The sequence below is a fragment of the Asanoa hainanensis genome (assembly GCF_900188485.1).
Lineage (GTDB): Bacteria > Actinomycetota > Actinomycetes > Mycobacteriales > Micromonosporaceae > Asanoa > Asanoa hainanensis.
Genome location: NZ_FZPH01000019.1, coordinates 68,956 through 90,980, shown reverse-complemented (window position 1 = coordinate 90,980; position 22,025 = coordinate 68,956). Strand labels below are relative to the sequence as shown.

The following is a 22,025-nucleotide window of genomic DNA, read 5'->3' as shown; positions in this document are numbered from 1 at the left end:
GCGCTACTAGTACCTTGATCTTCACTCATTGTGATGTTTCGAGGAAGGAGTGCCGTGTCGGAGCTCGCCCCCGGTTCGGACCGTGCCCGGCCGCCGGGCACGGTCCGGATTTCCAGCTACCTCCTCTATCTGACCGCCGCCATCGCGGTGGTCTCGATGGCCGTCTCGTTCAGCACGATCGGCGCGGTGCGCGAGGTCTACAGCGACGCCTTCGCCGACGTCGAGATGGGTGAAAGCGTCGACACGTTCGTGGTCGGCGGGATCATCGTCATCGGTGTCCTCACCCTGCTGGTGGCCATCGGCCTCGTGGTGTTGAGCTTCCTCAACCTGCGGGGCAAGAACGTCGCGCGGATCATCACCTGGGTGCTCGGCGGCGTCTACCTGCTGTGTTGCGGTGGCCTTTCGCTGGCCGGAGCGTCCGGCTTCGGTGGCGCCTCGTCGACCGACGGCGGGCCGGACCCGGCCGAGATCGAGCGACAGCTGGATGCCGCGCTGCCCGACTGGTACGGACCGGTCAACGTCGTCCTCCAGGTGATCCCGATCCTGGCGGTGCTGGTCGCGCTGATCCTGTTGGCGCTGCCCGCCTCCAACGAGTGGTTCAAGCCGAAGGCGGCGACGTGGGAGCCGCCGACGCCCGGTTACCCGGTGATGCCGGGATCGAGCTACCCCACACCGCAGTTCCCGCAGCAGGCCGGTGAGCCGCCCCTGCCGCCAGCGCCGCCGGTGCCGGGCTCGGAGCCGCCGGAGACGCCGGCTCCGCCGGTGCCGGGCTCGGAGCCGCCGGAGACGCCGGCTCCGCCGCGCTGACACCACAGAGCGCACAACCGGGGCCTTCCGAGTAGGTTCGTCTACAACGGATCTACCGGAGGGCCCCGTGTCGTACCCAGCGCAAGTTCTCCCGCAACAGCCGGTCACCGACCGGCGCCGGCCGCCGGGCACGGTGCGCGCCGCCGCCGGTGTCCTCGTGGTGATGGCGGTCGGCGGTGTGTTCTACGGCGGCATCGGTCTCGTGCTGATGCCCGGCATCGTCGAGCGGTTCCAGGACCTCGCCCCCGCCGCCGGCGTTTCCGCGGAGGACATCAACGGCGGCACGACACTGCTGCGCGGTGTGCCGATCGCGGCGGCCTTCGTCGGCGTGGTCTCGGCGCTGCTGCTGGCCGGGCTCGTGGTCGGCCTGCTGCGCGGCGTGCGGGCGGTTCGCGTCGCGACCTTCGTGGTGTGCGGCCTCGGTCTGCTCGGCGGCATCCTCGCCACCGTGTTCGGCTTCGTGCAGCGGCTCAACTCGTTCGGCGACGACACGTTGCTGGGTGCCCTCAACGAGGCCCACCCGGGCTGGTGGCCGTGGACCAGCGCGGTCCTTTCGCTCCTTCAGGTGGTGGGCTACTTTGTCGTCACGTTGCTGCTGATCTCCCCACCGGCCAACGAGTACTTCCGGCCCGCGCCGTCGCTACCCCCCGGCCCCACCGGCGCGCCGCCGATCCCACCCCCGCCCCCGGTCGACCCGACGGACTGGCAACGCCCGGATCCGCCGACGACCACCCCCGCCGCCATGTGAGGGAACCCAGTGCCGACCGCACTCGTGACCGGCGCCACCGCAGGGATCGGCGCGGCGTTCGTCCGCCGCCTCGCCGCCGACGGCCACCACCTCGTGCTCGTCGCCCGCGATGCCGACCGGCTCGCCGCCATCGCCGCCGAGACCGGCGGCACGGCCGAGATCCTGCCGGCGGACCTCTCGACGGAGTCCGGTGTGACCGCGGTCGCGGAGCGGTTGGCCGGCCACGTCGACCTGCTGGTCAACAACGCCGGCTCGACCCTCAACCGGTCCTTTCTGAAGTCGACGGCCGCCGACGAGACCTCGTTGCTGCGCCTCAACATCGACGCCGTCATGCGGCTCACCCACGCGGCGTTGCCGGCCATGACCAGCCGTGGCAATGGCTCTGTGATCAACGTCTCGTCGGCCTCGTCGTTCGCGCCGGTGATGCCGGGCTCGACCTACCCGGCGAGCAAGGCCTGGGTCACCCATTTCAGTGAGTCGATCGGGCACGCGGTCGCTGGGCTCGGGGTCCGGGTGATGGCGCTGTGCCCCGGCTACACGCGCACCGAGTTCCACGATCGGGCGGGCATCGACATGTCGAAAACCCCGTCCTGGTTGTGGTTGAAGGCCGACGATGTCGTCGCCGGCGCGCTCCGCGACCTCGAGCGCGGGCGGCTGGTCAGCGTGCCGGACTGGAAGTACAAAGTGGCCGTGTTCGGCATGCGGCACGCCCCGCGCAGCGTCTTCGCGCGCGTCGCCCGGGACACCCGCGGCCGCATCGGCCGCGACAACCTGTGACGGTCGCCTCGGTCGGATAGCCGCCCGCCACTGTTCGCTATCGGGCGAAATTTCCCGATCGCTGGTGGGGCGCCCAGCAGGTTCACAGAATCGACCAGTACGCTTCTCCCCCATGGGGGACCACGACGACCTGCGTAAATTCATCACTGAACTAGCCGTGGTGCACGGCAAGGTGGTGCTTTCCTCGGGACGTGAAGCCGACTGGTATGTCGACCTTCGTCGCGTGGCCCTTCACTATGCGTCCGCACCGTTGGTCGGACGTGTGATGCTCGACCTGACTTCCGACTGGGACTTCGACGCGGTGGGTGGACTCACCCTCGGCGCCGACCCGGTGGCGACCGCCATGCTCCATGCGGCGGCGTCGACCGGGCGACCGCTCGACGCGTTCGTGGTCCGCAAGACGGCCAAGGCGCACGGTCTCCAACGCCGGATCGAGGGTCCTGAGGTTGCCGGACGACGGGTGCTGGTCGTGGAAGACGCCTCCACGACCGGGGGAAGCCCGTTGACCGCCGTCGAGGCGCTCCGGGAAGCCGGGGCTGAGGTGGTAGGCGTAGCGGTTATCGTCGATCGGGGAGCGAGCGACGCCATTCGGGCGGCGGGACTCCCTTACAAGGCGGCCTACTCGATGGCTGACCTCGGCCTAGTGGCGTAAAAGTTTGCCGATTCGGACCTGCTCATATGCAGGCGGGTCGATGCTGTAAGTGGAAGGATGGAATACGTGGGAACTGCGTTGGCTGAAATGACCATGCCTCAGATCTCGCCGCTCGCCGGCGAGCCAATCGAACGTGCAGATGCCGAGCGCCTCGCTGGGGTGCTCAAGGCGCTTGCCGACCCGGCCCGACTGCGGCTGCTGAGCCTCATCCAGTCGGCACCGGAAGGTGAGGCCTGCGTCTGCGACCTGACCGCTCCGCTCGGGCTCTCCCAGCCGACCGTGAGCCACCACCTGCGGATCCTGACCGAGGCTGGCTTGCTCGAGCGGGAGAAGCGCGGCGTGTGGGCCTACTACCGCCTCGTGCCGTCGGCTATCGCCACGATCGCCGACCTGCTCACCCCGCCGCGCAAGCGCGCCACCAAGAAGGCCGCGCGCTGAAGCGGTGACATCAACTGGCCCGGCGTCGCCTCCCAGACTCGACGCCGGGTCCGACGATGAGCGTGACCTGCGCGACGAGCTCGCGGAGGGCGGCGCCGCGGTAGTTCGTGCCGGCCTGGTGGTCGGCTCCGGTGGCAACCTGTCAGCCCGGCTCTCGGGCGCCGACACCTGCTGGGTGACCGGCGCCGGCACCTGGCTCGACCGGCTGTCCCGTCCGTCGTTCGTCCGCATGCGGATCAGCGACGGCGCGGTCCTGCGCTCCGGCGACGCGTTGCCCGCGGGCATCGGCACCGTGCCCGCGATGCGCCATTCGGCTGACCTGCCGCCGAGCTCCGAGTTCGCGCTGCACCTCGCCACCTATCGCGCTCGCCCCGACGTGACCGCGATCATCCATCTGCATCCGCAGACCGCCCTGCTGCTCGACGCGCTGGGCGAACGCATCCGCCTGCTGACCACCGACCACGCGTTCTATGTGCGTCGGGTCGGCGTCGTGCCGTTCCACGCGCCCGGCACCAGCGAGCTGGCCGAGGCCGCCGCGCTGGCCGCGACCGACGGCACCAACTGCTTCGTGCTGAGCCGCCACGGCTGTTCGGTGCTGGCCGACAGCGTCGAGCTCGCGCTCAAGCGCGCCTACAACCTCGAGGAAGCGGCGCAGCTCACCTATCGTGCGCTGGCCCTCGGCCGGCTCGCCGGCCTGACCGACCAGCCACCGCCGGCCGGCGCCTGAGCCTTCAGTTGGCCCGGTGCGAGCCGCGGTGCGAGCGGTGGTCGTCGTCGCCGTCCGTCATGGCGTCGGCGATGCCGGCGACCGGTGAGACACCGATGACCGCCAGCTCCTTGGCCCGCTTGGCGGCGCGCCGGTCGCGGATGATCTCGATGATGATCGGCAGAACCGAGATGAGCACGATCAGCGCGACGAACGGCAGGATGTAGCGGTCGATGTGGGTGCCGATGGCGTCGTAGATCTTCCCCGCCAGCAGGTAGCCGACCAGGATGATGCCGTCGGTCCAGAGGATCGCGCCGACCACGTTCCACACGAAGAACTGCCGGGCGGGCATGCCGAGCACGCCGGCCACCGGGTTGAGGAACGTGCGGACGATCGGGATGAAGCGGGCCAGGACGACCGCCTTGGCCGGGCCGAACTTCTGGAAGTAGTGCTCGGCCTTCTCGACGTATTCGCGCTTGAACAGCTTCGAGTCGGGCTTCTCGAACATCCGCGTGCCGTAGCGGGCGCCAAGGTAGTGGCCCAGCTGGGCGCCGATGATCGCGCACAGCGGCGCGCCGATCAGCAGGCCCGCCAGCGAGAGCTTGGTGCCGTCGCCGAAGATCGCGTCGGCCACCGGGGTGGCGGCCACGCCGGCCAGGAACAGCAGCGAGTCGCCCGGGAAGAAGAAGCCGACCAGCAGGCCCGTCTCGGCGAACAGGATCGCCCACACCCCGTACAGGCCGAAGGTGTGCACAAGATCCTTCGGGTCCAACGGGTTGAAGGCGAGAGTGTCGGCTAGGGCGCGGGTCGTCTCCACGGGCACAAAGGCTACCGGGCTGCGCAAGCCCAGGTGGGTAGGGCGGCCGAACCAGCCTGGTTCAGGCGGCGCGGACCCGGGTCATCAGCACCCCGGCGACGATCATCAGGACACCCAGCGCGGCGAGGCTGCCGGCGGGCGCACCCGTGATGGGCAGCCGGCCCGGCGCCGGGGCGGCGGCGCGGTTGACGGTGATCGTGGCGCGGTCGTTGGTCGTGTCGGAGTCGTCGGCGCCGACGAGCCGCACCGACCCCTCGGTCGGCGCGGACCGGTCGACCCGCAGCTCGAAGGCGAACTGGACGGTGAAGCCGGCCGGGACGAACGGGCCGGGGCGGCACCGGTACGCCGCCGCGCCGGCCACTCCGAGGGCGTCCGGGTCGAACAGCGGGGCGCACTCGGGTGCCGCCGCGGTCGCGGTCGTGCCCGGTGGGATCGTCACGTCGACCACGGCGACGTCGCCGTCGGGACGCTCGGCCGCGGCCGGCCCGTCGTTGCGCACGCCGACCGTCACCGCCCGCGTCTCGCCGACCGCGCCCCGCACCGCCGCACCGACCGCCACCAGGTCGGCGTCGTGGTAGCCGGTCACCGTGACCGTCAGGGTGCTGCGGTTGTTGCTGGGCTCGGTGTCGGCCTGGTCGGCCATCGGACGCAGCCCGACCTCGCCGGTCAGGCTGAGCTCACCCTCGGTGCCGGGCTCGCCGCCGGAGTAGCCGTGCCCGGCCAGGAACGACTCGTAGTCGGCCGCCTCGGCGGCGGTGAGCCAGGTCGCCTCCGTCCGCCTCGTGCCGGGCGCGGCGGTGTCGGCGCCGAGCAGGAAGGGCCAGACGGCGCTGTACGTGGCGCCCGGCGTGAAGGTGCCCTCGAACCAGCAGTTGCGCAGCCGGTCCTCGACGTAGAGGCAGTTGGTGAACTTGCGGGTCGCGCGGAACGCGTGCGTCTGCGTGAAGTAGACACTGGGTCGCTCGACCGCGGTCGCGCCGGCGACCTCGACCGTCAACGGCAGCGTGAACGACTGGCCCGGCCTTCGACCGATCTCGGTCGACGGGCCGGCCACGAGGTCGACGCCGGTGCCGACCCGCACCCACGACGAGCCGGAGACCAGCGGCAGCCCGGCCGCCTGGACGCCGAGCTGGAGCGGTCCGTCGCCGACCCCGGCGCCGTCGACGGCGCGGACCACCACGTCGAACTCGCCGGTCAGCGGTGCGCTGCCGAGCCGGACCTGGTCGCGGGCGCAGGCCAGGATCGTCGGTGTGGTGAGCGTGCAGGCTGGTGCGACCACCTCGACCAGGCCCGCCAGCGCGCTGAAGTCGTAGGTGACCACCACGTCGTCGAGGACCCCTGGCTCAGCGGAGATGAGGTTGGCACCGACGACGACTCCGGTGTGCCCGACCGCGACGGTCACGTCGCGCATGTTGATCGAGACGGCCTCGGGCGCCGCGAACGCCGGTGGCGCGGCGATCAGCAGGGCGGCACAGACGGCGCCACCGACGGCGGCGAGCTTGCGCAACCCCGTGCGCGGCATCCGGCACCCTCCCCAAGGGATCGACGCGGACTCTAGTCACGGAAGATCTCGATCGCGATAGCACAGTCGGTAGTCTGGCCGAACGGCTGAATATCGGTGATCTTCGCAGCGCTTTGGAGGTCCGCGCGCGTCGTCCTGGCAGAGCCACCCCGGAGGTACCCGTGACGCCGCAGACGTACGAGGAGTTCGCCGATGCCCAACTCGGCGCCATGCTCCGGTACGCCGTGATGCTCTGCGGCGACCCGCATCTCGCACAGGACCTGGTGCAGGAGACGATGGTGCGGGTCCAGCTCAACTGGAAGAAAGTGGTACGGGCGGACGCGCCCGACCGCTACGTCCGCCGGATGATCACCAACCAGTACCTCGACTGGCGGCGCGGCTCGTGGCTGCGCCGGGTGCTGCTCCGGGCGGAACCCGACGAGGCGGCCAAGGTCGTACCCGTCGACCATGCTCAGCTCAGCGCGGACCGTGACCAGATCTGGTCCTGGCTCGCCCGCTTGCCGAAGGCGCAACGCGCGGCCCTGGTGCTGCGTTACTACGAAGACCTGCCCGACGCCGAGATCGCCGAGGTGCTCGGTTGCGCCGTCGGCACGGTGCGATCGTCGATTTCGCGGGCGCTCGCGACGCTGCGGGCTGAGATGGTGGAGACCTGTCCATGATCGAAGAGCAACTGCGCGATTCGTTCGAGCGGCACGAGATCCTCGCGCCGCCGTCCGCACCGCTGCGCGCGGCCATCGATCGTGCGGTGGTACGCCGCCGGCGTAACCGCTTCGGGCGGCGGCTGGCCGGTGCCGCGCTGGCCGTCGTCGCCGCGCTGTCGGCGCCGTTCGTGCTGCGGGACACCGCCCGGCAGCCGATCGTGGACATCCCCCTGCTGCCCGGCAGCGTGGCCGCCGTGGACCGGCCGCTCACGGTCGCCGTGCTCGGCGTCGACGACGACGGCGGCCGCAGCTACCGTGCCGACACCGTGCTGCTGGTGCACGTTCCGGCCGGTGCGCACACCGCCTACCTGGTCTCGCTGCCGCGCGACCTGCTGGTGGAGATTCCGGACAAGGGCCGCGCGCGGCTCGGCGAGACCTTCTACTTCGGCAGCCAGCGCCGCGGCCAGGAGCCGGATCTCGCCGCGGGAGCGGCCCTGACCGCCGGCACGATCACGGCGACCACCGGCCTGTCCGTCGACGCGACGGTGACCGTGCGTTACTCGGGCCTGCGCGAGGTGACCGACGCGCTGGGCGGCGTCGAGATCTGCATCGATCGCCCGGTGACGTCGCGGCGCAGCGATCACGTCTACCCCGCCGGCTGCCAGCGGCTCGACGGCCGCAGCATGCTCGACCTGCTCCGCCAACGGAAGCTGCCGCACGGCGTCTACGACCGCGACGCCAACGGGCGGGCGTTCGTGCGCGGGCTGATCAACAGCGAGGTGCGCGACCCGGTGCGGCTGGCCCGGGTGGTGCACGCTGCGGCGGACGGCATCGCGGTGGCCGGCGTGGGCATCACCACGCCGCAACTGTTGCGGGTCGCCACGGAGATCGACACGGTCAGCTCGATCGACATCGGCTCGAAGTTCCGGGGCGTGGTCATCGACGGCGTCGAGTACGAGCGGCTCGACCCCACGCTCAGCAAGCCGGTCTTCGACGCGATCAAGGAAAACCGGCTGACCGGCTGGGTCCAGGCGAACCCGCAGGCCGTGCGCTAGCGGCTCAGCGGCGGTAGTCGTCGTCGGTGCCGACCGCCTGGGCCTGCTCGACGGCGTCGGCCTCGGGCACCTCGGGGCCGGTCCGGACGCGGTCGTCGCGCGGGTCGTCGGGCCGTGCCGGGGTCGCCTGCTCCCTGGCGTCCGCCTCGGGTGCCTCCGGGTCGCGCTCGTCGATCGAGTTGCTGTCCTGGGTCATCGGCGCCGCCCCCTTCCCTCTCACCGTACGCCCGCCCGGTTGATCACGGCGCTGGTCGTACCGCCTGACCTGCCTGTCAGGGTGTTCTGGTGTTGCGGGATAATCCCAATGGAGGACAGCGCGGTCCGGCATCCGTGACCGGATTAGACAAGGAGCGGCAGACATGCCCATCGCTTCGCCCGAGGTGTACGCCGAAATGCTCGATCGCGCCAAGGCCGGCGCGTTCGCCTATCCCGCCATCAACGTGACCTCGTCGCAGTCGCTCAACGCGGCCCTGCGCGGGTTCGCCGAGGCGGAGAGCGACGGCATCATCCAGGTCTCGACGGGTGGTGCCGAATACCTCTCCGGTCCGACCGTCAAGAACATGGTGACCGGCGCCGTCGCGCTCGCCACCTACGCGCACGAGGTCGCCAAGAACTTCCCGGTGAACATCGCGCTGCACACCGACCACTGCCCCAAGGACAAGCTCGACACGTACGTGCGGCCGCTGCTGGCCATCTCCAAGGAGCGGGTCGCGCGGGGCGAGGCCCCGCTGTTCCAGTCGCACATGTGGGACGGCTCCGCGGTGCCGCTCGACGAGAACCTCGACATCGCCGCCGAGCTGCTGGCCGAGGCGGCCGCCGCGCACGTCGTCCTGGAGATCGAGGTCGGCGTCGTCGGCGGCGAGGAAGACGGCGTCGAGAACGCCATCAACCACAAGCTCTACACCACCGTCGAAGACGGCCTGGCCATGGTCGACAAGCTCGGCCTCGGCGAGAAGGGCCGCTACATGGCGGCGCTGACCTTCGGCAACGTGCACGGCGTCTACAAGCCGGGCAACGTCAAGCTCCGCCCGGAGATCCTCAAGGAGATCCAGGACGCGGTCGGCGCCCGCAGCGGCAAGGACAAGCCGCTCTCGCTGGTCTTCCACGGCGGCTCCGGCTCGCTGCTCTCCGAGATCCGCGAGGCGCTCGACTACGGCGTGGTCAAGATGAACATCGACACCGACACGCAGTACGCGTTCACCCGCCCGGTCGTCGAGCACATGTTCAAGAACTACGACGGCGTGCTGAAGATCGACGGCGAGGTCGGCAACAAGAAGCAGTACGACCCGCGCGCCTGGGGCAAGTCGGCCGAGGCCGGCATGGCCCAGCGGGTCTCGCAGGCCTGCGAGGACCTCCGCTCGACCGGCACGACCCTCTCGAAGTAGCTCTTTCGAAGCCCGGTCCCTCGTTGGGGCCGGGCTTCGTTTTGCGGTCTGGTGACCGATTTCTGTATTATCGACCGATGTCTGTGGCCATCGAGGGGTACGCGCCGCAGTGGCACCACACGGCCCGCACGCTGGCCGCCGTCCACCGAGCGCGGTTCACCAGGCTGATCGGCCGTCCGCTGGCCGGCGCCTGGGTGATGTGGGACAGCGACCGGCAGTCCCGGTTCGCCGAGGGCCCGGTGATCCTCGGCTTCGGCGACACCAACGTCGAGATCACCCACCGCAAGTTCGACGAGTGCGGCATCACCTGGGACCAGGTCGACATGTCGGCGCCGCTGGACTGGCCGGGCCTGCGGCTCGACTGGCGCGCCGCGGCCCACCCCGCGCTGGCCGCCGTGACCGGCCGCCTGCTGCGCGAGGTCAACGTGATCGAGCGGATCCTGCCGTCGCAGTGGCGCCCCCGGCTCCTCGACGCGATCGAGCTCCGGTTCGAGGGGGCCAGGCTCGCCGTCTACAACGCCATGGACGAGAACGGGCTGTCGAGCCGTCCCGAGGTGACGTGGCCGATCGGGTTCTGGCGGCGGGTTCCTATAGCTTGACGGTTAGAGTGCTGCGTGACCATCGCCTCCCTGCTGAGCAGTGACGACCTCGCCCAGATCGCCGAAGACGCCACGGAGCGCGGTGAGCCCACGAGCGGCGCCGCCGCTTTGGTGGCGGTCGTCGACGAGGGTCGGCTGGCCGATCCGACCGACGCCGCCATCGCCCTCGGCATGGCGTCGGACCTGCTGTTCGAGGCCGAGGACCTGGCCGGCAGCCTCGCGCTGATCGAGCGGGCCATCGCCGCCCACGACGAGCCAGGCCCGTCCCTCGACTTCGCCCGCATCTTCCGGGCGCAGTTGCTCTTCCTGGTCGACCGCCCCGACGAGGCCATGGCCGAGCTGACGCCGCTGCGGCCGCTGCTGACCCAGGACCCCGACGCGGCCACGGCGATCGCCGAGGCACTGATGTCCGGTGGGCGTGGCCAGACCGCACACGAATGGCTGACCGCGGCCGTGCACGAGGCCCGCGCGAGCCTGCCCGAGGAGGAGCCGGAGGACGAGGCCGGCCAGCTCGCGACCGAGATCGCGTACCGCCTGATCACCGAGCGGCACAACGTCCGGCACGAGCTGGAGCTCCCGCACGACGACCTCGACGAGATGGCCGAGGAGTTGGAGGCCGCGGCCGAGGAGGAGCAGCGCGCCGAGCTCACCGCGGCTCTCAGCGGACCGGTCCTGTTCTTCCCGGTTGCCGAGTTCGACCGGTTGGCCGAGCGGCTGCCCGAGGTGGCGCGCAGCTGCGGACCGACCTGGGACGACCACCGGGCCGACATCGAGCGGATCTTCGCGTTCTGCGCGGAGTCCGGGATGACCGGCGAGACGCGGCTCGTGCGCGGCACCGCCGATGAGCTGGCGTCCTGGCTGGCGGATCGTGCCGGCGAGGACCCGGAGGACGAGGTCTTCGACGAGTACGCCGAGCAGATCGACGAGCCCGGCCGGGTCGTACCGTGGCCGCCGGCCCGCAACGACGCCTGCTGGTGCGGTTCGGGCGGCAAGTACAAGAAGTGCTGCCTGCCGCGCTCCCGCCAAGACTAGTTCTTCTCGGTCAACACCCGGACGGCTTCGCGGACGTCGTCCGTGACGTGGATGGTCGTGGACAGGTCGCCGAAGCGGGACAGCGCCATCAGCGGGCGCAGCAGCGTCTCGATCGGCAACGTCTTCGTCCAATATTCGGAGTCGAGGAAGACGTACGCGCCGCTCGCCCCGTCGGTGCCGTAGAAGGTCTTGGTCGCCGCCTGGAAGACCTCCTGCACGGTGCCGGCGCGGCCCGGTGCGAACACGATGCCGCCCCGGGCCAGCCGCAGGATCATGTCCTCGCGGATCGCGTTGGAGAAGTACTTCGCGATTCGGCCCGCGAACAGGTTGGCCGGCTCGTGCCCGTACAGCCAGGTGGGTATGGCCAGGCCGCCCTGCCGGGGCCAGTCGTCGCCGGCCGGCGCGAACCGCTCGCGGACCTTCAGCGCCACGGCCGTGAACGGCTCGTGGTCGAGGAAGTCGGGCGCGGCCGCGAGCTCGTCGATCGCGCTGGTCAGGTCCTCGGCCGGCCGGGTCGACAGGTACGAGCCCAGGTTGGCCGCCTCCATCACGCCCGGGCCGCCGCCGGTCACGATCAGCTGGCCGGCCCGGGTGAGCTCCCAACCGAGGGTGGCGGCGAGCCGGTACGGGGCCGAGCCGCGCGCCACCGCGTGGCCACCCATCACGCCGACCACCGTGTCGGCACCGTGCTCGGCGATCCAGGTGCGCGTCACGTCGGCCAGGCCGTTGTCGATCGCGTGGTCGTGCAGCCGCTGGGCCAGCGCCTCGCGGACCTCCGGCGTCGCGCCGCCGGCCGCGCGGAAGTGGTCGTAGACCACCGTGTCGTACATGCCGGCGAAACCGCCGTCGTCGAATCCGGCCGCCAGGTCGGCCGGGGTGTAGAGCCGCGCCGGGTGGCTCGGGTAGGGCAGCTTCGGGAAGCCGGGAATCACGTGCGCGCCGCGCAGCACCAGCGCCGCCTCGATCTCCGGCGTCTCGAACCGGCAACCGACGAACAGCGCGTCCGTCAGGTCGACGCCGGCCAGCTCCGGGATCGGGTCGAGGTCGAGGCGCAGGCCCTGGATGGTCAGGCCGGCGAGGCTGCCACGGCGGAGGTGGTGGTCGAGCTCGGCGCGCGACTCGATCTCGTCGGGGGTCGAGTCGGGCAGGGCGACGATGTCGGCGGGCGGTGGAGTCGGCACGCACCACAACGTACTTGAGAGCCCGGCGGGGGGCCGGGGTCGATGTACGCGAGAGCCCGGCCGGGCCGGGCTCTCGCACCGGGGTCCTGGGGAGGCTCCGGACTTCTATTTGTAGTCCTGACTGCCGGTACACACTTCCGCCGCACGCGTGACGAAAGCCTCAGCCGTTCAGCCAGCGTCCGCCCTCGGTCGCACGGTTGAATGTGCTGATGCAGAACCTGATGCCCGAGCCGCCGGCGACCCGGATCCCGGTCGACGAGGCGGCCGCCGCCGCCCTGGAAGCGGCCGCGAAGGACGGCAGCGAAGCCGCCTACGAGCAGGCCGCTGCCGCACACCCGACCTCGAGTGCGGCCTGGGCGGAACTGGCCCAGCGGGCACTCGACGAGGGCCGTGCGGTCACCGCGTACGCGTACGCCCGCACCGGCTACCACCGGGGCCTCGACCAGCTGCGCCGCAACGGCTGGAAGGGCCACGGACCGGTGCCGTGGTCGCACGAGGGCAACCGCGGGTTCCTGCACAGCCTCTACGTGCTGTCCCGGGCCGCCGACGTGATCGGCGAGGCCGACGAGGCCGCCCGGTGCGCGCAGTTCGTGCGCGACTGCGACCCCGCCGCCGCCGACGCCCTCAGCGGCTAAGCCGCTCCGCGGCTGACGCCCCTCCGCTCTGCTTCTTTAGAGGCCTTCGGCCACGGCCGCGGCGATCCGCAACCACGCGTCGCGGGTCTCCCGGCTGAGGCCGGCGTAGTGCAGTGGCTCGCCGGTGTCGATCAGGCGCTCGTAGGGCGCCAGCAACACTGCCCGCGTGCGCGCCGCGAAGTGATTCTCGATCGGCGGCAGGTCGATCTCCCGCCGCGACGGCGGCATCGACACCACGGTGACCGCCTGCCGGACGAGCCGGTGCCGGCCGGTCTGCTCGAGGTGGTCGAGCATCCGGGCGGCGGTCTCGGCCGAGTCGTTGCGGGCCGACATCGTCACCACGAGCTGGTCGGTCGCGTCGATCGCGGCCTGCCAGTTCTGGGCGCGCACGTTGTTGCCCGTGTCCACGAAGATCAACTTGTAGAACCGGCTGACCACGTCGCGGAGGTGCGCGAACGCGGCGGCGGTCAACATCTCGCCGGCCGTCGCGGACTCGTCTGACGCGAGCACGTCGAACATGCCCTCGCCCTGGGCCCGCACGTACTGCGACAGGTCACCGACCCGGCCCTGCGCGCCCCGGAACTGCGCCAGGTCCCGCAGCAGGTCGCGCACCGTGCGGTTGTGGAAGTCCTGCTGGGCGCGCATGCCCAGGGTGCCCTGGGTCTCGTTGTTGTCCCAGGCCAGCACGTAGCCGCCGCGCTTCTGCCCGAAGGTCATCGCGAGCAGCAGGATCGCGACGGTCTTGCCCGCGCCACCCTTCGGGTTGACCACGGTGACCTGCCGCAGCCCGCCGAAGTTGCGCCGGATCGTCTCGATGCCCTGGCGGCGTTCCCGCTCGCCCGTGCCGGGCGGCAGCTTGACCAGGCCCATCGAGGTGCGGTTGACCACCGCGCGGACCCCGGAGGTGGCGATCGGGTCCGGCGCGCGCAGGGCCCGCCGGCGGGCGAAGTCGTCCGCCGTGGGCACCTGACCGTCGGGCGCCCACTCACCGCGCGGGTTGGCGGTCGCGGGCGGGGTCGACGGCGTCGGCATCCGGTAGACGCCCTGTTGCGGCACCTCGACCACGCCGGGAGCGACCTCACCGGGCGTGGACTCGTCCTGTTCCGCGGCTAGGTCCTGCACGTGCGGCGGGAGCGGAGCGTTCGGCTGGTGCGGTGCGCTGTGCAGCGGCTGCCGCGCGCCCTGCTGGGCCGGCGGTGGCGGGGCGGCTGGTGGGCCCTGCGGCGGCGGAGCCGCCGCTGAGTGGCCCGCGGCGCCGCCGGGAGGTGCGGATGGCATGTTGGGCCCCCCACCGGCGTTGGCCGGCGGCGCGGTGGGGTGCTGCGGCGGTGCGCCGGCGTTGGCCGGCGGCGCGGTGGGGTGCTGCGGCGGTGGGCCGGCTTGGCTCGGCTGGTTGGCGTGCGCGGGCGGTGCGCCGCCGGGCGGTCCGGCTGGCGGCGCCGGGGGGCGTTGCGGAGGCTGGGCCCACGGCGTGCCGGGCACCTGGCCCTCGCCGGGCCGCTGGGCGGGCACGGTCGCGCTCTGCTGCGGCGCGGGCGGCATCGCCGGCGGGCGGGCGGAGGGCGGATTCTGGCCACCCGTCGGGTGTCGCGCCGGCTGAGGCGGTGCGGGTGGCTGCGGGCGGTAGACAGGCCCGGACGCCGGGGTCGCGTGCGGCGCCGGCGCAGCCGCGTGCGTCGCTGGGGGAGCCCCGTGCGGCGCCGGCGGAGCCGCGTGGGGTGCGGGCGGAACCGCGTGCGGCGCTTGGGCGGGTGGGGTCGGCGGAGCCAGGCCGGGCCGGTTGATCGGCGGCGGCGCGGGCGGTGCCGGCACGCGGATCGGCGGCGGTGGCGGCGGCACCGGCGGACCGCCGTGCACCGGACCGTCGTGATCGCCATGTTCGGCCGAACCCGAGCCGGCCTCGGTCTCGTCCGGCGGCCACGGCTGCTCGGCGCCCCGCGCCGCGCCGTTGCCACTGGGCCGGTAGACCCGGTCCGAATCGTCAACCACGCCGGTTCACCTCCACAACAGCGGTCACACCAGCGCCAAGCGTAAGGGGCGTTCGCGTGTGGGGCCGACCGCCGGGGGATCAGCGGGTGTAAACGGCCCAGGCGCCGGGTTCGATCCACCAGGATCGCTTGCGGGTCAGCTTGCCCGCCACACCGTCGTCGACGAACGGCACCTCTTCGTCGCGGGGCAGCACGGCGACGGCCCGGCCACGCGCCCGGCGTACCTCCACCCGCACCTTGGCCTTGCCGAACAGCGACCGGGAGACCATCGGCACGGCGACCGCGACCTCGATCTGCCCGGAGGTCGGGTCCGCGTCAGCCAGCAGCGGCAACCCGTCGAGCTCGGCGTAGCCGTCGGCGTTGCCCACCGCGCAGGCCAACACCGGGTCGTCGCCGTCGGAGAGCACGGCGTCGTCGACCTCGACCCGCCCGCGCCAGGTGGGCTGGCCTTCGCCGATCAGGGCGCCGTCGAGGGTGACCGAGCCGGCATCGTTGCGCAACAGGTCCAGCCGCCGGACGGTGTCGCCGAGCGCGACCGCCGCGACCTCGGCCGGGTCGCGCGGCAGGCCGAGCCGGGTGACGAGGTCGCGGGAGGCCGGGCCCATCGGCAGCACCGCCAGCGCCGGCAGGTCCGGCACGGTCCGGTTGCCGGCGAGGTCCGCGGGCCGGCGGCTGGGCGGAGGCGCGTACCGGCGGACGAGCCGCCGCACCACGTGCCGCAACTGGCCGTCGGTCGCGACCGCCACCACCAGCCGGGTCTTGCTGTCGCCGTCGGGCCAGGTCAGGCCGTCTTCGCGGGCGGGACCGTCGAAGCGCGCCAGCGCGGCGTCGACGTCCTGGTCAGAGTGCGCGGTGACCGTCTCGACCCGCGCTCCGGCGGCGGCGAGCGCATCCAGACACGCCCGGACCGGGGCCCGCAGGGTGTCCGTCGCGCAGGTGTCCGCGCCGCAACACGCCTCACCCGCGCCCTCGGCAAGCGTCAGCAGCACCACGTCGTACACGGTCGGTCTCCTCGCGCCCCGGTCAGGCATCTGTTCGTTTGTTGTTAGCCTGACACTTCGGGCTCGCCAAGCGGTCGCCACCCTGGCACCCGAGCCCCGTGGAGGCGGTCGAAAAAGATGCCAGCGATAGTGCTTCTCGGCGCGCAGTGGGGCGACGAGGGCAAAGGCAAGGTTACCGACCTGCTTGGCGGGCAGGTCGACTATGTGGTCCGTTACTCGGGCGGCAACAACGCCGGGCACACGGTGATCACCCCGGACGGGCAGAAGTACGCGCTGCACCTGATGCCGTCCGGCGCGCTCTCGCCGAACGCCGTGATCGTCATCGGCAACGGCGTGGTGATCGACCCCAAGGTGCTGCTCGCCGAGATCGACGGGCTCGCGGAGCGCGGCGTCGACGTGTCCCGCCTGCGGATCTCCGGTGACGCGCACCTGATCATGCCGCACCACCGGGCGCTGGACCGCGTCGTCGAGCGCTACCTGGGCTCGGGGCGGATCGGCACGACGGGTCGGGGGATCGGCCCGGCGTACGGCGACAAGGTCGCGCGGATGGGCATCCGGGTGCAGGACCTGCTCGACCCGGGCATTCTCCGCAAGAAGGTCGAGCTGGCCCTGCGGGAGAAGAACCAGACCCTGTTCAAGGTCTACAACCGCAAGGCGATCGACACGGACTCGGTGGTCGAGGAATACCTGGCGTACGCCGAGCGCCTGCGCCCGTACATCGCCGAGACCCGCGAGATCCTCTGGGCGGCGCTGGACCGCGGCGAGATCGTCCTGATGGAGGGCGCCCAGGCCACCATGCTCGACATGGACCACGGCACCTATCCGTTCGTGACGTCGTCCAACCCGACGGCCGGCGGTGCCTGCGTCGGCGCGGGGATCCCGCCCACCAAGGTCACCCAGGTGATCGGCGTCGCCAAGGCGTACACGACCCGGGTTGGCTCTGGTCCGTTCCCGACCGAGCTGTTCGACGAGAACGGCGCGCACCTGCGCAAGGTCGGCGCGGAATATGGCACGACGACCGGTCGGGAGCGGCGCTGCGGCTGGTTCGACGCGGTGGTCGGGCGCTACGCGGTGCGGCTCAACGGCATCACCGACCTGGTGATCACCAAGCTGGACGTGCTGACCGGCCTGGAGAAGGTGCCGATCTGCGTCGGGTACGAGATCAACGGCACGATCCACTCGGACATGCCGATGTCGCAGACCGACTTCCACCACGCGGTGCCGGTCTACGAGGAGCACGACGGTTGGTGGGAGGACATCTCCAAGGCCCGCACCTTCGCCGAGCTGCCCGCCGCGGCCCGGTCCTACGTGGAGCGGATCGAGGAGCTGTGCGGCACCCGGGTGTCGGTCATCGGGGTGGGTCCGGGGCGCGAGGAGAACGTCGTACGCCACGAGCTTCTCCGCGTCGCCTAGGATCCGACATCGTGCGCATTCTTCTCATTGGTAACGGCGGGCGCGAGCATGCCCTCGCCATCGGTCTCGCGGCTTCGCCGGGTGTCACGCTGATCGCGGCACCCGGCAACCCGGGCATCGCCCAGGTCGCCGAGCTGCGTCCGGTCGACCAGCTGAACCCGGACGCGGTTGCCGCACTCGCCGTCGAGGTCGCGGCCGACCTGGTCGTGGTCGGTCCGGAGGCGCCGCTGGTCGCCGGGGTCGCCGACGCGGTGCGGGCCAAGGGCATCGCCTGCTTCGGCCCGACCGCTGCGGCCGCCGAGATCGAGGGCTCGAAGACCTTCGCCAACGAGGTCATGGCCGCCGCCGGGGTGCCGACCGCCGCGTCGGTGTCGACCAGCGACCTTGCGGTGGTGGAGTTGGCGCTCGACCGGTTCGGCGCGCCCTACGTGGTGAAGAACGACGGCCTGGCGGCCGGCAAGGGCGTCCTGGTCACGGACGACCGCTCCGCGGCTCTGGCGCACGCGGCGGACTGCGGGCGGGTGGTGATCGAGGAGTACCTCGCCGGGCCGGAAGTCTCGCTGTTCGTGGTCTGCGACGGCGAGACGGCCGTGCCGCTGCTGCCCGCTCAGGACTTCAAGCGGATCGGCGAGGGCGACACCGGGCTCAACACCGGCGGGATGGGCGCGTACGCCCCGCTGCCGTGGGCGCCCGCGTCGCTCGTGCCGGACGTGCTCTCCTCGGTCGTCCACCCGACGCTGGCTGAGCTGCGGCAGCGCGGGCGGCCGTTCGCCGGGCTGCTCTACGTCGGGCTGGCGCTGACCCGCACCGGGCCCAAGGTGATCGAGTTCAACGCGCGGTTCGGCGATCCCGAGTCGCAGGTCGTGCTCGCCCTGCTGGAGACGCCGCTGGCCGAGTTGCTGCGGGCGGCGGCCACCGGGACGCTCGCCGCTCTGCCGCCGTTGCGGTGGAAGCCGGGTGCCGCGGTGACGGTGGTGATCGCGTCGGCGGGTTATCCGGAGTCCGCGCGTACCGGTGACGTGATCTCTGGTGCTGATGGTCCTGGCTTCGTCCACGCGGGGACGGCGCGCTCTTCGTCCGGGTCGCTGGTTTCCGCCGGTGGGCGGGTGCTCTCGGCGACGGCCACCGGTCCGGATCTGGCTGCTGCCCGGGTTGCGGCCTATGAGTTGGTCGACCAGGTCTCGTTGGCCGACGCGGTGGTCCGGCGGGACATCGCGCTCGCCGCGGTCGAGGGGCGGATCGAGATCCCCCGGTAGTCGGATCGGGTGGCGTCGGGAACGCGACGGTGACGCGGCACGAAAGCGGGATTCGCCCGGCTCGATCGGTTCCTACCGTGTAGAGCCATGAGGACCTTCCGCACCCCACTCGTGCTGCTCACCGCCGTTGCGGCAACGCTGTTGACGGGCTGCGGTGAGAAGCCCGGCAACAACCTTGGCAACGGGACGCCCACCGGGGCGTCCTATGTGATCGGCGAGGACACGCCCACCGACGCCGACCTGACGCCCAGCCCTTCGCCGTCGGCTTCTCTGCCGGCCGGCGAGAACGGTGGATCCAACGGCGGCGAGCAGCGCAAGGATCCGTGGATCCAGTACTTCCGGATCAAGCAGAAGCCGCATTGCCCGTCCGGCCAGTGGCCCAACGGCCGCGAGGTCATCGTCGAGTGGAAGGTGACGGGGACCGACAAGGTCACCATCTCGGTCGACGGCCCGGGCATCTACGACACCTTCGACGCCTCGGGATCGCAGTCGTTCTCGTTCTCGTGTGGTGACTGGGGCCCGGGTGAGACAGCCAAGCACACGTACCTCCTGATGACCGTCGGTGGAGGTCCCGTGGCGAAGAAGACGATCACGGCGACGGCTACCGTCAGCGGCGGGGCCACCGGCTCCCCGTCTCCTGCGGCTGAGCAGGCGGCGCCCGACGCACCCTGAGGTTCGGATGCCGGAAGGTCACACGATCCATCGGCTGGCGGCCCGGCATCGCTCGCTGTTCGCCGGGCACAAGGTCGAGCTCAGCAGCCCGCAGGGCCGGTTCGCTGCCGGGGCTTTGTTGCTGTCCGGTCGGTTGTTGATCTCAACCGAGGCGTACGGGAAGCATCTGCTGCACCACTACGACTCCGGGTCGACGGTGCACGTGCATCTCGGGCTCTACGGCACGGTGACCGACGGGGCCGAGCCGGCTCCGTCGCCCCCCGTCGGGCAGGTGCGGATGCGTCTGGTCGGCGGTGGGCACTGGCTGGATCTGCGGGGGCCGACGGCCTGCTCGGTGCTCTCGCCGGCGGAGGTCGACGCGTTGCGGTCGCGGCTCGGTGCGGACCCGTTGCGCGCGGACGCTGATCCGTCCGCTGCTTTCGCCCGGATCGGGCGTAGCTCCTCGGCCATCGCGGGGCTGCTGCTCGACCAGTCGCTGTTCGCCGGGGTCGGGCTGGTGTACGCCTGTGAGGTGCTGTTCCGGGCCGGCATCGGGCCGACGCGACCTGGGCGGTCGTTGTCCGCCGCTGTTTTGTCGTCGCTCTGGTCGGACCTGTGTGGGTTGATGGCCGAAGGGGTCGCGCGGGGGCGGATCGACACCGTGCACAGCGCCCACCTGCCTGAGGCGATGGGTCGGGAGCCGCGCGTCGACCGGCATGGTGGTGAGGTCTACGTCTATCGCCGCGCCGGTCAACCGTGCCTGGTCTGCGGCACCGCGATCGAGCGGGCCGGGCTGGCCGGGCGCAACTCGTACTGGTGCCCGACCTGTCAGGCCTGAGGGTCGCGGAGGCCGACGCAGTCGAGCGCCCAGAACGGTTCCGCGTAGACGAGGGTGCCGGTCATCCAATCCTCGTACGCGCTGAGCTTGACGACTTGGAAAGCCGCGTCGGGGATGCGCAGGCTGGGCTTGCGGAAGCCCAGCGGGCCGCCCGGTTCGAAGCCTCGTTCGCGGTAGTAGGCGGGGTCGCCCTCGAGGAAGAGCAGGGGTGCGCCGGCGTGGTCGGCCTCCTCGATCGCCCGGCCCACGAGTTGGGTGCCGATTCCCTTGCGCTGGTGTTGCGGCAACACGCCGAGGGGTGACAGCACCAGGACGTCGACCAGCCTTTTCGGCGCGTCCAGCCTTGAGGCAGTGAGCAGCACATGGCCGGCGGGCTCGCCGTCGACCGTTGCCACGTAGCCGCGCGGTTGCCAACGTGCCGGGTGTTGCCGCAACGCGGTGACGAGGCGGGGAACCAGGTCGCCGCCGAACGCGCTGGCATGGATCTGTTGGACGGCGGTGGCGTCCTCAGGTGTCTCTTCGCGAATCATCGGCCCATTTTGTCGACCGGGTTGCTGGCGGCGCACTGGGTTATCGCGACGGCGATCGCCTCATCTTGTCGACCGCGTTGCCGGCGGCGCACAGGGTTATCGCGAGGGCTGCGGCGCCGAGGGCGCTCCACATGACACCGGCGAGGGTGTGCGGCGCGACGAACTCGGCGACGACGACCAGCGCGGCGCAGGCGATCCAGACGGGGGCCGACGCCCACTTGGTCGCCGTGGCGACGCGGTCGTTGACCAGCACGAAGACCAGTGCGTAAAGCGCGCCGGTGGCGGCGAAGACCGGTGCGTAGCGGCCCAGGTGGGTGTAGTCGGCGCCGCCGGCCAGCCCGAAGGCGAAGCCGCCGGCCAGGGCGGACGCGGCGATCAGGACGGCGCCGCTGGCGGCAACCAGGAGCAGCGCGGTGCGTAGCGCACGCCGGTTGCCCTGAGCGAGGCGGGGCAGGGCCAGCACGGTGACCACCTGCGGCGCCCAGAGCGCACCCTTGGTCAACACCGTGCCGACGGAGTACGCGCCGGAGGCGTCCGCGGTCAGCAGATGGCGGGCGAGGAGCAGGTCGGCGTACGAGGCAACCAGCATCGCCAGCGTCGCCGAGCAGGCGGTGAGCACCTCGCGGGCGCGGATGGCGTCGGCGACGTGCGGCTGGTCGGTCCTGCTGAGGATGGCCAGGGCGGGTGGGATCAGCCAGGCCACGACGGCGCCGACGACCAGTGAGGTGGTCAGGCCCGCGCCGGCGACCAGGCCGCCGATCAGGCCCGCGTAGCGGCCGAGCGCGAGGATCGCCATACCGGCCGCGAGGCGCAGGAAGCGCTCGTCGCCCTGGAGCTCGCCGAGCCAGCGACCCGCGAGCACGTTGGGCACGGTGGCGACCGCGGCCAGCAGCGCGTAGCCGGCCGGCAGGTCGAACACCCGCACCAGCGCCGGGGCGAGAACGAGCAGCGTGCCGGCGCAGATGAGCGAGGTCAACAGGCTGATCCGGCCGGTCTGCCCGGCGCCGTTGCGAGCGCGGTGCACGGCGATCGCGATCTGGAGCCCGAGCCCGGGCACGGACGCGATGGCGGTCAGGCCGAGCATGGTGGCCAGGGCGCTGAGATCGGCGCTGCTCAGCTGACGGGCGCCGATGACGGGCACGAGGTAGCCGAGCGCGTTGGTCAGGGCACCGGCGATGGCAACGGCGGCGCCGGCGGTCGCGATGCGCCGCCCCGTGGCGGTGGCCGGGGTGGCTGGTTGGCGGGTCAGTGCTGACATAACGCCGTGCAGCCTATGGCCTGGGGCGGGGTTGGTGTGCCTGTTATCAAATCGTGACACGTCGATATGTTGGTCACGAAGCGTGTCATTGGTGG

At 71.7% G+C, this 22,025-nt stretch carries 24 protein-coding genes; 16 read left to right on the top strand and 8 right to left on the bottom strand.

Annotated elements, in window-relative coordinates; all coding sequences use genetic code 11:
* The first annotated feature begins 54 nt into the window (after nucleotides 1-54).
* From CHC05_RS41815 to CHC05_RS34075, 6 genes are all read left to right on the top strand, one after another.
* Nucleotides 55-807 (top strand): hypothetical protein, encoded by a 753-nt coding sequence (locus CHC05_RS41815; protein WP_179266494.1) that lies wholly within the window; start codon nucleotides 55-57, stop codon nucleotides 805-807.
* 67 nt (nucleotides 808-874) lie between these two features.
* Nucleotides 875-1,555: a hypothetical protein gene (locus CHC05_RS34095; RefSeq protein ID WP_089254758.1), complete on the top strand. Its 681-nt coding sequence runs from the start codon at nucleotides 875-877 to the stop codon at nucleotides 1,553-1,555.
* 9 nt (nucleotides 1,556-1,564) lie between these two features.
* Nucleotides 1,565-2,332: an SDR family NAD(P)-dependent oxidoreductase gene (locus tag CHC05_RS34090; protein WP_089254757.1), complete on the top strand. Its 768-nt coding sequence runs from the start codon at nucleotides 1,565-1,567 to the stop codon at nucleotides 2,330-2,332.
* A gap of 112 nt (nucleotides 2,333-2,444) precedes the next feature.
* A complete protein-coding gene (pyrE, locus tag CHC05_RS34085) occupies nucleotides 2,445-2,984 on the top strand; it encodes an orotate phosphoribosyltransferase (RefSeq protein WP_089254756.1) in 540 nt (179 codons plus the stop codon).
* A gap of 57 nt (nucleotides 2,985-3,041) precedes the next feature.
* Complete coding sequence (locus CHC05_RS34080) at nucleotides 3,042-3,422, top strand: ArsR/SmtB family transcription factor (protein WP_089254755.1); 381 nt, start codon at nucleotides 3,042-3,044, stop codon at nucleotides 3,420-3,422.
* Nucleotides 3,423-3,426: 4 nt separating this feature from the next.
* A complete protein-coding gene (locus tag CHC05_RS34075; protein ID WP_089254754.1) occupies nucleotides 3,427-4,149 on the top strand; it encodes a class II aldolase/adducin family protein in 723 nt (240 codons plus the stop codon).
* Nucleotides 4,150-4,153: 4 nt separating this feature from the next.
* On the opposite strand, the gene CHC05_RS34070 is transcribed toward CHC05_RS34075, so the two are convergent.
* Nucleotides 4,154-4,945 (bottom strand): DedA family protein, encoded by a 792-nt coding sequence (locus CHC05_RS34070; protein ID WP_179266493.1) that lies wholly within the window; start codon nucleotides 4,943-4,945, stop codon nucleotides 4,154-4,156.
* Nucleotides 4,946-5,006: 61 nt separating this feature from the next.
* The gene (locus CHC05_RS34065) at nucleotides 5,007-6,467 is read right to left on the bottom strand and encodes a hypothetical protein (protein ID WP_089254752.1); all 1,461 of its coding nucleotides are present in this window, start codon (nucleotides 6,465-6,467) and stop codon (nucleotides 5,007-5,009) included.
* Between the two features lie 209 nt (nucleotides 6,468-6,676).
* On the opposite strand from CHC05_RS34065, the gene CHC05_RS34060 reads away from it, so the two are divergent.
* Nucleotides 6,677-7,126 carry a SigE family RNA polymerase sigma factor gene (locus CHC05_RS34060; RefSeq protein ID WP_089254803.1) on the top strand — a complete coding sequence of 150 codons (450 nt, stop codon included), beginning with the start codon at nucleotides 6,677-6,679 and terminating at the stop codon, nucleotides 7,124-7,126.
* Nucleotides 7,123-8,163, top strand: coding sequence for an LCP family protein (locus tag CHC05_RS34055; protein WP_089254751.1), 1,041 nt, complete (start codon nucleotides 7,123-7,125; stop codon nucleotides 8,161-8,163). The genes CHC05_RS34060 and CHC05_RS34055 overlap by 4 nt, the downstream gene beginning before the upstream one ends.
* A 4-nt stretch (nucleotides 8,164-8,167) precedes the next feature.
* On the opposite strand, the gene CHC05_RS34050 is transcribed toward CHC05_RS34055, so the two are convergent.
* On the bottom strand, nucleotides 8,168-8,359 hold the full coding sequence (locus CHC05_RS34050) for a hypothetical protein (RefSeq protein ID WP_089254750.1): 192 nt from the start codon (nucleotides 8,357-8,359) through the stop codon (nucleotides 8,168-8,170).
* A gap of 163 nt (nucleotides 8,360-8,522) precedes the next feature.
* Here CHC05_RS34050 and fbaA point away from each other — a divergent pair, with 163 nt between their 5' ends.
* The 3 genes from fbaA (at nucleotide 8,523) to CHC05_RS34035 (ending at nucleotide 11,179) form a co-directional block, all read left to right on the top strand.
* Nucleotides 8,523-9,548, top strand: coding sequence for a class II fructose-bisphosphate aldolase (gene fbaA / locus CHC05_RS34045; protein ID WP_089254749.1), 1,026 nt, complete (start codon nucleotides 8,523-8,525; stop codon nucleotides 9,546-9,548).
* A 77-nt stretch (nucleotides 9,549-9,625) separates the two neighbouring features.
* A complete protein-coding gene (locus CHC05_RS34040) occupies nucleotides 9,626-10,147 on the top strand; it encodes a hypothetical protein (RefSeq protein ID WP_089254748.1) in 522 nt (173 codons plus the stop codon).
* A 15-nt stretch (nucleotides 10,148-10,162) separates the two neighbouring features.
* On the top strand, nucleotides 10,163-11,179 hold the full coding sequence (locus CHC05_RS34035) for an SEC-C domain-containing protein (RefSeq protein ID WP_089254747.1): 1,017 nt from the start codon (nucleotides 10,163-10,165) through the stop codon (nucleotides 11,177-11,179).
* On the opposite strand, the gene CHC05_RS34030 is transcribed toward CHC05_RS34035, so the two are convergent.
* The gene (locus CHC05_RS34030) at nucleotides 11,176-12,360 is read right to left on the bottom strand and encodes an LOG family protein (protein WP_089254746.1); all 1,185 of its coding nucleotides are present in this window, start codon (nucleotides 12,358-12,360) and stop codon (nucleotides 11,176-11,178) included. The two genes, CHC05_RS34035 and CHC05_RS34030, sit on opposite strands and share 4 nt — an antisense overlap.
* A 209-nt stretch (nucleotides 12,361-12,569) precedes the next feature.
* Between CHC05_RS34030 and CHC05_RS34025 the strand changes: the two genes are divergently transcribed.
* On the top strand, nucleotides 12,570-12,995 hold the full coding sequence (locus CHC05_RS34025; RefSeq protein WP_089254802.1) for a DUF3151 domain-containing protein: 426 nt from the start codon (nucleotides 12,570-12,572) through the stop codon (nucleotides 12,993-12,995).
* Nucleotides 12,996-13,031: 36 nt separating this feature from the next.
* Here CHC05_RS34025 and CHC05_RS34020 read toward each other — a convergent pair whose 3' ends face one another.
* Together CHC05_RS34020 and CHC05_RS34015 are read right to left on the bottom strand one after the other, a co-directional pair.
* Entirely contained in the window at nucleotides 13,032-14,984 is a 1,953-nt protein-coding gene (locus CHC05_RS34020) for a MinD/ParA family ATP-binding protein (RefSeq protein WP_089254745.1), read from the bottom strand.
* A gap of 79 nt (nucleotides 14,985-15,063) precedes the next feature.
* Complete coding sequence (locus CHC05_RS34015; protein ID WP_089254744.1) at nucleotides 15,064-15,984, bottom strand: diacylglycerol kinase family protein; 921 nt, start codon at nucleotides 15,982-15,984, stop codon at nucleotides 15,064-15,066.
* A gap of 117 nt (nucleotides 15,985-16,101) precedes the next feature.
* On the opposite strand from CHC05_RS34015, the gene CHC05_RS34010 reads away from it, so the two are divergent.
* From CHC05_RS34010 to CHC05_RS33995, 4 genes are all read left to right on the top strand, one after another.
* The gene (locus CHC05_RS34010) at nucleotides 16,102-17,397 is read left to right on the top strand and encodes an adenylosuccinate synthase (protein ID WP_089254743.1); all 1,296 of its coding nucleotides are present in this window, start codon (nucleotides 16,102-16,104) and stop codon (nucleotides 17,395-17,397) included.
* Between the two features lie 11 nt (nucleotides 17,398-17,408).
* A complete protein-coding gene (gene purD, locus CHC05_RS34005) occupies nucleotides 17,409-18,653 on the top strand; it encodes a phosphoribosylamine--glycine ligase (protein WP_089254742.1) in 1,245 nt (414 codons plus the stop codon).
* An 87-nt stretch (nucleotides 18,654-18,740) separates the two neighbouring features.
* The gene (locus tag CHC05_RS34000) at nucleotides 18,741-19,325 is read left to right on the top strand and encodes a hypothetical protein (protein ID WP_144022894.1); all 585 of its coding nucleotides are present in this window, start codon (nucleotides 18,741-18,743) and stop codon (nucleotides 19,323-19,325) included.
* Between the two features lie 7 nt (nucleotides 19,326-19,332).
* The gene (locus tag CHC05_RS33995; RefSeq protein ID WP_089254740.1) at nucleotides 19,333-20,142 is read left to right on the top strand and encodes an Fpg/Nei family DNA glycosylase; all 810 of its coding nucleotides are present in this window, start codon (nucleotides 19,333-19,335) and stop codon (nucleotides 20,140-20,142) included.
* Here the strand turns inward: CHC05_RS33995 and CHC05_RS33990 are convergent.
* Together CHC05_RS33990 and CHC05_RS33985 are read right to left on the bottom strand one after the other, a co-directional pair.
* Entirely contained in the window at nucleotides 20,133-20,672 is a 540-nt protein-coding gene (locus CHC05_RS33990) for a GNAT family N-acetyltransferase (protein WP_089254739.1), read from the bottom strand. The two genes, CHC05_RS33995 and CHC05_RS33990, sit on opposite strands and share 10 nt — an antisense overlap.
* Nucleotides 20,673-20,712: 40 nt before the next feature.
* Nucleotides 20,713-21,930 carry an MATE family efflux transporter gene (locus CHC05_RS33985; RefSeq protein WP_089254738.1) on the bottom strand — a complete coding sequence of 406 codons (1,218 nt, stop codon included), beginning with the start codon at nucleotides 21,928-21,930 and terminating at the stop codon, nucleotides 20,713-20,715.
* Nucleotides 21,931-22,025: the final 95 nt, after the last annotated feature.